The sequence below is a fragment of the Variovorax rhizosphaerae genome (assembly GCF_037889975.1).
Taxonomy (GTDB): domain Bacteria; phylum Pseudomonadota; class Gammaproteobacteria; order Burkholderiales; family Burkholderiaceae_C; genus Variovorax; species Variovorax rhizosphaerae.
Genome location: NZ_JBBKZT010000013.1, coordinates 170,177 through 182,469, shown reverse-complemented (window position 1 = coordinate 182,469; position 12,293 = coordinate 170,177). Strand labels below are relative to the sequence as shown.

General features: G+C 60.5%; 12 protein-coding genes and 2 pseudogenes. 7 read left to right on the top strand and 7 right to left on the bottom strand.

Going from position 1 to position 12,293, the window contains the following annotated elements:
* Positions 1-1,392: 1,392 nt before the first annotated feature.
* Positions 1,393-1,734 (bottom strand): H-NS histone family protein, encoded by a 342-nt coding sequence (locus WKW82_RS26310; protein ID WP_340345425.1) that lies wholly within the window; start codon positions 1,732-1,734, stop codon positions 1,393-1,395.
* Positions 1,735-1,896: 162 nt separating this feature from the next.
* On the opposite strand from WKW82_RS26310, the gene WKW82_RS26305 reads away from it, so the two are divergent.
* The gene (locus WKW82_RS26305; RefSeq protein WP_340345423.1) at positions 1,897-2,214 is read left to right on the top strand and encodes a hypothetical protein; all 318 of its coding nucleotides are present in this window, start codon (positions 1,897-1,899) and stop codon (positions 2,212-2,214) included.
* Positions 2,215-2,376: 162 nt separating this feature from the next.
* On the opposite strand, the pseudogene WKW82_RS26300 reads toward WKW82_RS26305, so the two are convergent.
* Positions 2,377-5,310 (bottom strand): annotated as a pseudogene (locus WKW82_RS26300) (Tn3 family transposase).
* Positions 5,311-5,428: 118 nt separating this feature from the next.
* Here WKW82_RS26300 and WKW82_RS26295 point away from each other — a divergent pair.
* Positions 5,429-5,896 carry a helix-turn-helix domain-containing protein gene (locus WKW82_RS26295; protein WP_340345422.1) on the top strand — a complete coding sequence of 156 codons (468 nt, stop codon included), beginning with the start codon at positions 5,429-5,431 and terminating at the stop codon, positions 5,894-5,896.
* On the opposite strand, the gene WKW82_RS26290 is transcribed toward WKW82_RS26295, so the two are convergent.
* Entirely contained in the window at positions 5,893-6,039 is a 147-nt protein-coding gene (locus WKW82_RS26290) for a hypothetical protein (RefSeq protein ID WP_340345421.1), read from the bottom strand. The genes WKW82_RS26295 and WKW82_RS26290 overlap by 4 nt on opposite strands.
* Before the next feature lie 47 nt (positions 6,040-6,086).
* Between WKW82_RS26290 and WKW82_RS26285 the strand changes: the two genes are divergently transcribed.
* Together WKW82_RS26285 and WKW82_RS26280 are read left to right on the top strand one after the other, a co-directional pair.
* Entirely contained in the window at positions 6,087-6,272 is a 186-nt protein-coding gene (locus WKW82_RS26285) for a hypothetical protein (protein ID WP_340345420.1), read from the top strand.
* An 803-nt stretch (positions 6,273-7,075) separates the two neighbouring features.
* Entirely contained in the window at positions 7,076-7,741 is a 666-nt protein-coding gene (locus WKW82_RS26280) for a hypothetical protein (RefSeq protein ID WP_340345419.1), read from the top strand.
* 4 nt (positions 7,742-7,745) lie between these two features.
* Here the strand turns inward: WKW82_RS26280 and WKW82_RS26275 are convergent, their stop codons facing one another.
* Entirely contained in the window at positions 7,746-8,609 is an 864-nt protein-coding gene (locus WKW82_RS26275) for an ImmA/IrrE family metallo-endopeptidase (RefSeq protein WP_340345418.1), read from the bottom strand.
* Positions 8,602-8,925 carry a helix-turn-helix domain-containing protein gene (locus WKW82_RS26270; RefSeq protein ID WP_340345417.1) on the bottom strand — a complete coding sequence of 108 codons (324 nt, stop codon included), beginning with the start codon at positions 8,923-8,925 and terminating at the stop codon, positions 8,602-8,604. Before WKW82_RS26270 ends, WKW82_RS26275 begins: the two co-directional genes overlap by 8 nt.
* 123 nt (positions 8,926-9,048) lie before the next feature.
* Between WKW82_RS26270 and WKW82_RS26265 the strand changes: the two genes are divergently transcribed.
* From WKW82_RS26265 to WKW82_RS26255, 3 genes are read left to right on the top strand one after another with little or no spacing between them, the layout of a single operon-like run.
* Positions 9,049-9,504 (top strand): multiubiquitin domain-containing protein, encoded by a 456-nt coding sequence (locus WKW82_RS26265; RefSeq protein ID WP_340345416.1) that lies wholly within the window; start codon positions 9,049-9,051, stop codon positions 9,502-9,504.
* Positions 9,479-10,678, top strand: coding sequence for a ThiF family adenylyltransferase (locus WKW82_RS26260; RefSeq protein ID WP_340345414.1), 1,200 nt, complete (start codon positions 9,479-9,481; stop codon positions 10,676-10,678). The genes WKW82_RS26265 and WKW82_RS26260 overlap by 26 nt, the downstream gene beginning before the upstream one ends.
* Positions 10,647-11,072, top strand: a complete 426-nt coding sequence (locus WKW82_RS26255; protein WP_479694182.1) for a ubiquitination-like system serine protease family protein — start codon at positions 10,647-10,649, stop codon at positions 11,070-11,072. Before WKW82_RS26260 ends, WKW82_RS26255 begins: the two co-directional genes overlap by 32 nt.
* Position 11,073: 1 nt before the next feature.
* Here the strand turns inward: WKW82_RS26255 and WKW82_RS26250 are convergent, their stop codons facing one another.
* Both WKW82_RS26250 and WKW82_RS26245 read right to left on the bottom strand, forming a co-directional pair.
* Positions 11,074-11,256, bottom strand: coding sequence for a site-specific integrase (locus tag WKW82_RS26250; protein ID WP_340345412.1), 183 nt, complete (start codon positions 11,254-11,256; stop codon positions 11,074-11,076).
* Between the two features lie 198 nt (positions 11,257-11,454).
* A pseudogene (locus WKW82_RS26245) lies at positions 11,455-11,888 on the bottom strand (IS256 family transposase); the annotation flags it as partial.
* Positions 11,889-12,293 lie beyond the last annotated feature (405 nt).

Here is a 12,293-nt window from a genome sequence, read left to right as displayed (position 1 = left end):
TCCAGTTCCCATCTAATACCAGGGGTCACCTTTAAAGGAAGGCGGAGCACGGTCAATCTCGATCGACTGACAAGGTCGATTACAACTTCTTTCCACTCGTCATCTGAAGCCTTTATCCTGAGTGCACCAAGAGTAGGAGTGTCTTCGCCAGGGGGTGAAATCGCCCAAACAGGTCCGTACCATTGGAGCGCTCGAACCAACTCCTCTTCCTCGAACCGGAACGGGAGTAGTTTGGGGTTGAACGGCGTGCCCCCGGGGTGCTCATCTGCCGAGAAAGCGCGGAGGTACACAACCGGCGCTCTGGTATCCATTTCCCTAGCGCGCGCTGCCAAGAGCAAGGTCTCCAACGATCGCCCTCGGTAGTAAGCACCACCGCCCAGAAGAAAGCCGTAAATCACCGTCCCGCCGTGGCCGTCTCTCCCGCCTCCTAAGAGAATTTGCATTAATGCGAAGGCAGCAGTGAACCATAGCAATATACCAAGAAATTTCCAGCTTCGAACAGACAGTTGCGTTGCGGCAACTCCCCAATTGCCTATCTGTACTACAGAGTACAACCCTCGCCGAACATCCTTGCTTAAGAGGCGAACAGTAAGGTACCACGCCACGAGAATGTCCCACGACCAAGCTGACGAGAGCGCACAAATGACTGTAAGTATCGGCGCGAAAGTGAGCAGTCCGAGATAAGCCCAGCGCCGAGTCTCAGATGCCTTTGATAATAAGAAGCCGAGCAAGCATGCGATCTGCAGAATTAATATCGAGCCTGAAGCCAACGTACTTCGTACGACTATGTAGTACCCGGCTTGAACTGCTGAGATGGCAAGATACATCCACCAAAGGTCGTAAGTTCTACAAGCCCTTTCCTCAGCAGTCTGCGTAGAATGCGAGCTCGATTCCATATTGATCGACCAAGTTAGTCAGCGACCCTCGCTAGCGCGTGAGCCGGGAGTTCATATCCGGGCACTGAACTGACTAGTCCAGTCACCGCGCGCCCAGTGCTGGCACCATCTGGCGCAGGACGTCGCCGTCAGCTCTCTTTTCGGCGAGATCGGCTCGTGCCATAGTGGCGGTGGTCATTGTGATTTCTTTCAAAACCGCTAGCAAGCTCCGCGAAATGCGCTCGGGAGCGGCCAAAAACGGCGGTGAATTTTTTGAGGTGGTGCCGTGCGACGATTTGTTAAGCCGTATTCCGCGGTCCGCCGCCGCAACTCCTAAACGACCCCGTTAAGCGGCTACTCATAGGATCTAACCCCTAGTTCGCCTGAGTCTCAATCAAGCGCCGGACCGCGCGTGAGCCTTGCTCACTCCGCCCCATGCGCCGGCCAAGAGCGTCATGCCGCCGGCAATACTAACCGCTGAAAATCCCGGAGGGTCCGAGTCGAGCCTCTACGCGGACTACTCCGATGGCACTTTTACCTTTGCCAACTGCTCAGCGAGCCAGAGCGGCTTGCGCCCGCGCGAGCCACCGACCCAGGTCTCGCCATTTGGTCCCGTATATGTGGGGCCTTTGGCAGTCGCTCCCGCTGTGCCGGTGCGACGGCGCGGCAGCACAGACTTGCCGGTCAAACCGAGTTCTTTCGCGGATATTCCGTATTCAGCGATCCGCCGCCGCAATTCCTGAACGACGCCGCCGATTTCTTCCTTGCGTTGTTTCGCGGCGGTGGCTCGCAGCTGCGCGATTCGCCCTTCATGCTCCTTGATCTGGGCATCGATTTCGGCGAGAGAAAGAGTTGCCATTACAAATCCTGATTTTTGCAATGAGAAATGATAAGGCGCTTGCGCCGCTATTGATAGGATCTAACCCCTGGGCCGCTTGGCTTTCAATCGAACGCCGGAGCCACGCGGGGCAGTTTTGCGCCCGGCGTCGAGAGTACGTGCCAACAGCGTCCGGGTGCCCTCATGCGATGTCTTTTCTTCGCTGAGTTGCAGAAGGGAATCGTCGAGTCGCTGCTGGAGCGCCCAGCCTTCCGACTGGGCCTGCGCCAGCAGGCTCGCCTGCAAGGTGAGTTGATCGCGCAGCTCCCGCTCGACCTGCTGGGCGGCCTGCTGCGTTTCTCGCAACATCCGGCGGCCGGCCTCCAGCGTCTGCGCCGCGGCTTCTTCACTTCGCATGCGCTGTTGCTGCTCCCTGGCCAGCCCGGCTTCCAGCTGCTTCGAGGCTTGGCGCGCCCGGTCGACCTCCTCATGCGAGTGGCGTTCCAGGGCGGTGTGGGGTAATCGTCCTTTTCATGCAGATTGATACGGTTGGCTTTGAAAAGCGTAACCCTGACAACAACTTAGTGATCTCTGTTTCTGCGCGGCAACGTCCTTTCCGTGCCAATTGATACGCTTCGACCTTTCGTGCGAGCGGATCAGATCGACTGGCTCACGCCGGGGACCTCAAGCGTCAGCGCTGACCCTTGGCGCGGCGCCCGGTTGGAGTAGCGCCGAGGCGTAAATCTCGATCCGGAATCTGAAGGTCCCCCGGAAGTTGATGTGCGCAAAGTGCACTGGCGCGATACGGCGCAGCCATGCATCGTCAATGTCGATTCCGTCCCTGCGCAGGCGCTCGACCGCATCGTCCATCCGGCTGGTGTTCCAAGCGAGCACGATGTTTGTCAGCAAGGCATGCGCGCCTGAGATCGCCCTCATCTCGTCGCGCCGTCGCCCCCGCTCGGGCGCCACCTTGCCCGTGTAGACCGCGCGCTGCAACTGATGCACCGATTCGCCGCGGCTCAACAACGTGTGGATCTCGCGCCGGAAGTCGGGGATCGCGATGTAGTCGCACAGGAAGATGCTGCGCAGCAGGCGACCCAGGTGGTCAGCCGCCCGATATGCCGGGTCACCCTGCGCGGCGGTGCCGAGCAGACGCAGCGCAACGTCGGCTCCGATCTTGCCGACCCGGATCGATGCGACAACGCGCATCAAATCGTCCCAGCCCTCGCGAATCGCCCTGCGCGACACCCGCTTGACCGTCGCGCGCTCAATACCTTCCGGCACGGCGAAGCCCGCGGGCAGGAAGAGCTTTCGCTCTGACAGATCCTGAAGGCGAGGGCACAGGTCGAAGCCAAGCAGCTTGGCGACTGACATGGCGCTGCTCGAATACCCATGGGTATCTACGGCGAGCAAAGACAGCCGGATGCGATCGTCACTGCGGTTGTGTCGCTCAACGCCTTCGATGGCCACGCCGGCCTGGCGCTCATTGAGCACGATGGGCTGGTCATAGACGATGCCCCAGCGGTCGAGCACGTGGGTATAGATGCCGGCTGCGTAGGTGCGCCGCCGCGGATCGGTGCGCGCGCTCCAGAGGTGGCGCGACGCTTCCAGCGACATCATGTCGGCTGAACCCTTGGCGCCGTCGCCCCAGTGTGCAGCGATCGGCACGCGGCCCTGGAATTCGACCACGCGCTCGTTCGCGCGGCGCAGGCGCCCGGGCGTCTCCAGCGCCCGCATCGCAACGGACACCCGTGCCGTGTCCAAGCCCGGGATCATTGCCGCCACGCTCTTGGCGTCGATGTCGGTTCCGTGCGCGAGCAGGGCGGCATACAGCGCGAGAAGCTCGTCAACGGCTTCCGCGCGGTGGCCCAAGAGCGCTTCGCTGTAGTTGCACTGAGCATCGATCTCCAGCAGAAGATCGGGGAACTGTACGCGGCTTGAGATAGATGAGATCACGCAGTCGACGTGGCTCGCCTTCGTCGGGCAGCGCGGTGACAGCGGGCAGATGGAGCATGCCGCGGGCATCGATGTTGAGCAAACCTTGCTCACACACCTCGGCTACCGCCGCGACGCCGGCTGTGAGATTGTCGAGGAGGGGAACAACCAATGGATCGGCGCATGCCGGCAATCCAACAAGGACAGGTATGCATTCCGATCACGCGCCCATTCGAAAGGGGAGATGAGCAGCTGCTCGCGCGACCGGTAGCTCAGCGAGTGGTTGATCCAGACGCGGCCGTTTCTCAGGCTCTTGCGCAACGACATCATGGTCCACGCCGCAAAGGCGTGGAGGCCGGAGCGGGGATCGACATCGCGCACAAGGTCGTGCCAGGCGGCGCCAACATCCGGCACGACGAAGTCGCCGGGAAGTTCTGACGCCTTCATCCCTTGCAACTCACGCCATGCGACGAGTTGATCAAACGCTGGATCCTTGGCCCGCCCGCCGAATTCCAGCGACTGCAGGCCTCCCAGGAACGCCTTGACACGTTGGTGGTCGGTAGACAGCACCTTCCGCACTTCGGACGCAAAGCTCTTGTGAGGCACGTCCAGTATCTCGGTCAGCAGTCGATCGGCTTCGATGCACCGCGCCTGAACCGACATGGCGCCATCTCGCAGCACGTCCCGAGCGAGGCGCACCTGCGTGCGTGCAGCGCTGTCCGAATACTCGCGCGTCGTCCTTACTCTCTGCGTCGCCTCTCGAAACAGTTGCTGGCTGCGGCGCAGGCTCTGCTGCACGGCGATGTCGGTGAGTTCAAGCAGGCTCACGCGCAGGAAGCACAGCAGTTCGATCGCCTGGCGGGACTCCTTGAGTTCGCGATTCTTGGCAGGCCGGCGCGCCTGCACCTGCTGCGCATAAGCGTGCTGCTTGGGCAGGCTGATGCCGGCCATCAGCCACTCGTGAACGCCGAGCGACTTGAGGTAGGCGATCTTCTCCAAGATGATAGCGAGCGTCGAGGAGCCGTGGCGGCCGGAAGGCGTCTTGAGCCACTCGAGGTGGGAGCAGCCGGCGTCAGCACGCTGGCTATGGGCCGATTTGAGGCAGTGGCGCACGACGGCGGGCGAGACCTCGCTCCCAATCGCCTTGCGAATGACAGCTTCCGTCGCGGCAAATGCGTTGCGCGCCCAGTCCTGCACGCGGCGCTCGCCGGGGATCAGGATGCGGTGGTCGTAGAGCCAGTGGCGTGCCGACGTGGCCAAGTCGTCCGGGTGCGGAGCGTCGGCGGCATGAAGGGCGAGCATGGCCACGAGGGCAGCTTCTGCGTCCGAGTCAAGTTCGCGCAGGCCCAAGTAGTCCCTGGCCCACTGCTGATGTTCGTAGAGGGTAGGGCGGCGCTGGTAAAGACTCCGAAGGCTGGCGATTGTGAGAGGAGGGACCGCGAGCGTCTCGGCCACGTACTGCAGCAGATTGCGCGGCAGCACTGAGAAGCGGTCCATGGGGCGGCCGCACGCACGCAGGAAAAGCAGTTGAAGTGCGCCTGCAACTCGACGGTCGGATCGGAATCGCTGACGGATCGCTTCGACGTCGCCATCTCCGAGCCGGAAAAAGTACTGAAGATCGAAGTCCGTCAGGCGGGAGGGCAGGGCTTCCAGGCCGACGAAGCGATACATGTAGGTGGACATGACCGGCGGGCAGATTCAGCGGGCTGGAGACTGTACAACGCCGGCCGGCGCGCCCCGTCGAGCAGGCCGCTATCGACGTGGAATCCGCGCCAAAAAATGCCCTCGTATATTTCAAGCCATGTTGGGAACAGCAACAACTACTGCTAACGAAACTCATGCGATTCAAGATCGTTGGGGTGACGGTCTTGGTGGTGGTTTTGTTGTGATTCCTTCCGTACTGCTGCAGCACCAGGGGGAACTCGGGCTGGACTGCGAGGAAGTGGTGGTGTTGGCCAATCTGCTGGCGCACTGGTGGACCGACGCACGTCGGCCGTACCCGCGCACTGAGAGCCTGGCCAAACGCACCGGCATTTCGCAACGCACGGTCCAGAGGCGGCTCAAGCAGCTCGAAGTAAAGGGGTTTGTGAAACGACACGTCATGCCGGGCAACGATGACGAGCGCAGCCTGACGGCCTACGACCTGCACGGCACGGTAGAGCGGTTGAAGCCGCTGGGCATGCTGGCAAAGGAGGCGAGGGAGACGAATCAGCGACGCATCGAGCAACCGGGATCGCCGGGGCGCGTCATGACGGCGGAGGAGTCTTAACGACGAATCCAGAAAAGGAAGAAAAAAGCCGCCGAGGAGGGTTCAGCTCCTTGGCGGCTTAGACAGACCACCTTACCGGCGAAGTCTGTCTGCTCACGGATGTGTGCAAAGACATTGTCGCCCGCGGCGTTGGTCTTGGCCAATTGGGTTTTTCGATGGCCGGGTTGCTGCTTTTTCCAAGGAGGAAGTTATGGCAGCAGGTAAGAAGCCCGGTGAAAGCACCGGCGACAAGGGCGGGATCTACCAAGAGGTGGGTCCCCGTGGTGGTCGGCAACCCAACTACACGACCGTTCCTGACGGTCGCCAGTTGCCGCCGACGACGAAGCCGGGTCACACCTGGGTTCCCACGAAGGTGACGCCGAACAGCAAGCGCTGACCGGTGGTGTAAGGGAGGGTGGCCGGTGGTTGCCCTCCCTTTTTTGCGTCCGACGCCGAAGGCGAAAATTTTTCGCGCGGCGGCCCGACCGCTGTTTTCACCCTATTCTGGTCATGAGAAGCGAGGAAAAACGGCTCTCGATAGCTGGGCGCAGGGGAGGGATCACCGAAAGACCCCCTACCCCAGGGGGCACCCTGGAGTGAGAGGAGATCACCCCGCTCGCGCGGATTCCCGATGCCACGACGGTGGTGAGCCGCGTGCGCCCTGGGCTTCGAGATTCGACCAGCCCGCCGGATTATTCGGGAACTGCCCCCTAGCCTTGCGGCATACCGGCTCAACGCTACTTCTATCCGTGCGGCCGCGTCTGCATGGCCCTGTCTTATCGCGCGGAGTGCGAGCTTGCCAAGGAACCTGGCAGGCAGCACACAGTATAAATCATCAGGCTGTGTTCATATCCAGTCTTTACTGGGTCCATGTCCAGTGCATGCTTGCGTGCATGCATGGCTGCATGAAAAGCGCGCTTTTTGACATTGAGAAGTGCAGGCCCATGCTGAACGCAATCCCCCCAGCCGCTTCGGCGAATGGGCGCAAGGCCACTGCAAGGTGGCTTTCGCATTTCAGGGCCAGCGGATGCAGCACGAAGAGTGACGCATACTGTGGCTAAGGCGTGGCGGCGCTAAGAGCGCAGCCAAAAAAAAACCTGCTTCACAGCAGGTTTTTCAAACTATCGTCTGTCCTCGGGGGGAGGCTTGCGCCCGCTAGACCCGTGGCTAGTGAGACAAGTGTAAGGCTATGGGTGTTGGATGTCAAACAAAACCTTGAACGATGCGGTTACTGCGGCCCTCTCGCCGGCACGTATGGGGACCTACTTGGCAGCGGCCGGAAAAGCCAATGATGACGATCTTTCTGCCCTGGCGCTGTACGCCTGGAATGCGGAGGTCTCGGCCTCCTTGCTCTCGCCGCTGCACATCTGTGAGGTGGTCATTCGCAACGCGGTTTCGGACGCGCTGGAGGCGATTTACGGGCCGCGCTGGCCTTGGAATGCGACCTTTGAACGCAGCCTGCCCACGGCAGCGCATGGCTACTACGATCCACGCCACGACCTTCAAAGCATTCGTAAGCGTGAGCACACCACAGGCAAGGTGATCCCGGAACTCAAATTCGTGTTCTGGCAAAAGATGTTCACGGGGCGCTATGACACTCGGATTTGGAACCCGCATCTGCGCCGCGTGCTGCCGAACCTCGACCCGACCAAGACGGTCGCAGATCTGCGGAAGCAGACCTATGCGCAGCTGGAGCAGGTCCGGCAGCTGCGCAATCGCATCGCGCATCACGAGCCGATTTTTAATCGCTCGTTGGCGGACGATCACCAAACGATTCATGACTTGGTGGCGACACGCTGTTCCGTCACTGCCGGCTGGCTCAAAAGTTATGAGCGCGCCACGTCGGTGATCGCCAGCAAGCCATGAGCGTCTATTCGCGACGTTGAAACGGCTGCATCACGCGATCCAGCAGGTCCTCTGCTGGCTCTGCCTCTTTGTGGATGACGGACGACAGCGTTCTCGGGTAAAGCACAAGAGAGATCGAAAAATCGTACTGATCGGAGCCGATCTTCATTTCCTTGGTTTCTTCCGCGGGATGCCACACGCCGGCAGGCATGGACACACCTGTGCGATCGTCAAAGTCGAATGCGTGACCATCGGCGGCCAGTGATTTCGCAGGCAGGGCAAAGCCATGCCTGCGAAACAGTCGAAGCTGCATGGCCGCCTTACTGGATCGCGACCACAACACATAACCGTCGCGACCGACGACCAGCGTCGCGATCTCATCGGTGAACTCAAGCCACTTGAGGATGGCGGCGGTCAGCGACACGCCATAGCGTTCAGCGCAGTGCCCCAGCAGCTCTAAAGAGATTTGCTGCCCATCGACCTGCCGCCGAAAGTCGTCCATGGGCATCAAGAGATACGAAGCGAACAGGTTGGCTTCGTCTTCGAGCGCACGCGCGTTCTGGGCACCAATGATGTCGCGTTGGCCGCAGCGAAACTCTTCCTGGCTCTGGCGATGCAAGAGGTAATGCCCAAGTTCATGCGCGATAGTGAACTTGATGCGGCCTGGTACGACGATGCCCTCGTTGTAGAGGATGTACCAGGCCTTCGACTCGCGCTGGATCAGCATTCCCTCGATGCCATCGACCGGATGGGCTTTGACCTTAGAGATTGGGTCGGGACGCTTGGCGCTGTACTCAAGCGCAATGATCTGCGGATCGACAGGGAAGCGAGGCCCCCACATCTTGGCCAGCGTGATGCCCCATCCCCTTGGTCCGACGGGATCAGTCATCGTCGTCGAGCATCTTGAGGAACTGCTGCATCTTGTTTTTTTTCTTCTCGTCGAGCGTCGCGTAGTTCCGGAAAAATTTCTGGTCTCGGTCCGAGAACGTCGCCTCTGTGCGATCGGCATCAAGGAAGAACTCTGGGATCGTGTCGAGGACCGAGGCGATCCGTGCCAGCTTCTCGGCCGACGGGCGTGCCACATCGCTGTTTTCCAGCTCCCAGATGTAGCTCTTGCTGGATTCGGTCGCATCCGCCAGGGATTCCAAGGTGAATCCCTTGGCCTTCCGCAGCTTTCTTAGTTTCTCGCCCAGTGGGGTCGGCATATAGATCTCCTAGAAGTTCAGAGTAGCAGTACTTTGGGTACTTGACAAAGCGTATTCTCTAGCGCAATATAAAAAGTGCGTCGATACCGAACTTCGGCGCTTGGAGCTTGAAAGGAGCCCGCCATGGAAAGTCAGGTCAGGATTCACTCAGATCAGAAGCCGTATCAGTCGCCCAACCCGACGACTGGCGCGGATCTGTACGAGCTGCTCAGCGTCAAGGAGGGCCGCGTGATGTACCGCGAAGTCGACGGCAACGCCGAAGACAAGCTGGTCCGCATCGACGATCCGCACATCCACCTGGCCGAAGATGCGCACTTCCACACCGGGTCGGTGCCGGAGAACTACTACCTGATCTACGTGAACACCGAGCCGTTCGTCGTGAAGCACGCCGAGGTCCGGTTCGAGCAGGTTGTGAAGCTGGCATATCCCACGCCGCCGGGTGGTACAGACCCCGAATTCACGGTGAGCTTCGAGCACGCCAAGAGCAAGCCCCATCACGGCGACCTCGCGAAGCACGGGAAAGTCGAAGTCAAAAAACACGGGACCATCTTCGATGTCGGCCATACCAATCGCTCGTAGCCCGGACCTGTTCCGGCTGCGTGAAGCCGGCTTCAACATCGTCGTCACCAATGCGGGCTTCCTGGTCGTGCGTGACGTTCCCTACGTGACCAGTCAACGGCAGATTGCTCTTGGGGCTGTCGCCTGCCAGCTCGACCTGGCGGGCGATGTGACGGTGCAGCCGTCCGATCACACCGCCAAGTTCATGGGCGAGTACCCCTGCGACAAGGAGGGCGCACCGATGGAACCGCTGCGGCACAGCAGCGAAGCCATTGCGCTGGGCAATGGGCTGACGGCGCAGCACTCGTTTTCGCGCAAGCCTCAGCGTGGCCATTACTTGGACTACTTCGAGAAGATGACCACATATGTGTCGCTCATCATGCAACCGGCGTTGGAGCTGGACCCGTCGGTGACGGCGAAAACTCGGCAGGTTGTTGAGCCTGAGCCTGGCGAGTCACCGTTCAACTACCTCGACATGGCGTCATCGCGCTCGGAGATTCACGAGATCAATGCGCGGCTTTCCGGGATCAAGATCGCGATCATCGGGCTCGGCGGCACCGGCTCATACATCTTGGACGCGGTCGCCAAGAGCCCGGTTGACGAGATTCATCTGTTCGATGCAGATGTGCTGTTGACGCACAACGCGTTCCGCGCGCCGGGTGCCCCTTCACTGGACGAGCTGCGCGGGCAACCGTTGAAGGTCGACTACTTCCAGGGGATCTACTCGAAGATGCGCAAGGGCATCATCACGCACCCGGTCAAGGTCGATGGATCGAATATCGGCCTGCTGACCGGCATGACGTTCGTCTTTCTGGCAATGGATGGCGGCTCCGCCAAGCGCGCCATCATTGAACAGCTGGAAGCATGGGAGACGCCGTTCGTCGATGTCGGCATGGGTTTGTACGTGAAGCGCAAGAAAATCGGCGGCTTGCTGCGCGTGGTTCTCAGCTTGCCGGATGCCCGTGAAGAAGCTCGGGCGCGGATCTCGTTCACCGAGGACGATGCGCTCAACGAGTACGACAGGAACATTCAGATCGCCGAGCTGAACGGGCTGAACGCTTTCTTCGCGGTGATTGCCTGGAAGAAGCATTTCGGCTACTACAGCGACATGGGGCACGAGCGTTTCCTTTCCTACTCGGTCGCCAACAGCCTCTTGACCAAAGATGATCTGCATGGGGGATCGGTTGAGGACTAGCAGCATCACCCCGCAGTTCGTCGATCGAATCCCGAAAGTGATGGACGACGGGGTGCTCTATATCTCGGAGAAGTTTTCCACTTCGGCGCACAACTGCTGTTGCGGCTGCGGCGGAAAGGTCGTCCTGCCGCTCAAGGCCGGGCGCTGGACCTTGAAGAATCGCAAGGGGAAGATCAGCCTGTCGCCGTCGGTCGGCAACTGGAGCCTGGAATGCCAGTCACATTACTGGATCGACGACAACGCGATTCGGTGGTCAGTGCAGTTCACCACGGCAGAGATTGCAGCGAATCGCGCCCATGACGCGAAGGTGCTCGAAGCGGCCAACCAAGCGCGGCGCGCGCAGGAACGTAACTTCTGGCAGCGTCTGCTCGATCGCGTCAAGAGCTGGTTCTAGATCAGTAGCTCACCTTGAAGGTGGGCGAGTCTTCCGACCGAGTGCGGCGCCGGTCATAGAGCCGAGTGGTCGCAATGTTGGCATGGCCCAGCCATTCCTGGACCTTTGCGATGTCGGCATCGTGGTCAAGGGCGTTCGCGGTGGCAGTGGCGCGAAGCGCGTGCGCGCCGATCTCAAAGCCCAACCCGGGGTCATCGTCCTTTCCGTGCAGATTGTCACTGGTCGGTCTAAAAAGGCTAACGCTGACAACAACTTAGCAATCCCGGTTTCTGCGCAAGGTTGGCCTTTTCGTTCAGATTGACACGCTTTGGCTTGCCAGGCCGATGGGTTACGCTCTGTTCGGTGCCCTCACGCTGCATCGCGTGAAGTAGGTTCAAACCTTGGCGGCCGCCTTGATGCCCTCGTGGCCGTCGCTGATGACGACCTTTACACCGCGCAGGCCCCGACGGTTCAGGCTTCGCAGGAACTCGGTCCAGAAGGGCTCGGCTTCAGAGGCGCCAACTAAAGGCTTAGCACTTCACGCTGACCGTCGGCATTCACCCCGACGGCCACTATCACCGCCACGCTGACGATACGCCCGGCCTCGCGCGTCTTCACGTAGGTGGCGTCCACCCAGAGATAGGGCCAGTCGCCCTCGATCTGGCGTCTAAGGAAGGCGTTGACCCGCTCGTCGAGTTCGCCGCAGAGGCAGCTGACTTGGCTCTTGGAGACGCCGCTCATGCCTAGCGACTTGACCAGGTCGTCTACCGAACGGGTGGAGATGCCTTGCACGTAGGCCTCCTGGATGACGGCGGTGAGCGCCTTCTCGCTTACACGAACAACGACAAGAACGCACGTCATGGGCACCGGCGCCGCCGGTGGAAGTCGGGCCACGCTGCGCTTCGAGCATTTCGGCACCTCGCCTTGGGCGACAACTACGTGATGCTCGATGCGTAGCTGGGGGAGGGCAACAGCAACCGCCAGAAGTTCTTCGTATGTTCGCACCTGAGCCTGTCGATGGTCGTGAAGGAAAGTGTGCAAAAGTGTGGGAGGCTGAGAGGGGCGGGGACCTCGCTTCGAATTGCTAATAAGCGACCATCTGTGCCATCTTCGCTACGCTCGCGATCATCGTACGGTCCGGAGACAAACCATACGCTTGATCATTGAAGCTCGAATCGCGGACGCTGCGGACATCGGCGACGCAGTAGACGGTTTGGTCACATTGGCCGTGCTCGAGCGGCG

Coding starts and splice junctions, on each gene's coding strand:
- WKW82_RS26280 (WP_340345419.1), top strand. CDS start 7,076: ATGTCAAACAAAACCTTGAACGATGCGGTTACTGCGGCCCTCTCGCCG.
- WKW82_RS26265 (WP_340345416.1), top strand. CDS start 9,049: ATGGAAAGTCAGGTCAGGATTCACTCAGATCAGAAGCCGTATCAGTCG.
- WKW82_RS26305 (WP_340345423.1), top strand. CDS start 1,897: ATGCGATGTCTTTTCTTCGCTGAGTTGCAGAAGGGAATCGTCGAGTCG.
- WKW82_RS26285 (WP_340345420.1), top strand. CDS start 6,087: ATGGCAGCAGGTAAGAAGCCCGGTGAAAGCACCGGCGACAAGGGCGGG.
- WKW82_RS26275 (WP_340345418.1), bottom strand. CDS start 8,609: ATGACTGATCCCGTCGGACCAAGGGGATGGGGCATCACGCTGGCCAAG.
- WKW82_RS26255 (WP_479694182.1), top strand. CDS start 10,647: ATGATCTGCATGGGGGATCGGTTGAGGACTAGCAGCATCACCCCGCAG.
- WKW82_RS26295 (WP_340345422.1), top strand. CDS start 5,429: ATGTTGGGAACAGCAACAACTACTGCTAACGAAACTCATGCGATTCAA.
- WKW82_RS26260 (WP_340345414.1), top strand. CDS start 9,479: ATGTCGGCCATACCAATCGCTCGTAGCCCGGACCTGTTCCGGCTGCGT.
- WKW82_RS26270 (WP_340345417.1), bottom strand. CDS start 8,925: ATGCCGACCCCACTGGGCGAGAAACTAAGAAAGCTGCGGAAGGCCAAG.
- WKW82_RS26310 (WP_340345425.1), bottom strand. CDS start 1,734: ATGGCAACTCTTTCTCTCGCCGAAATCGATGCCCAGATCAAGGAGCAT.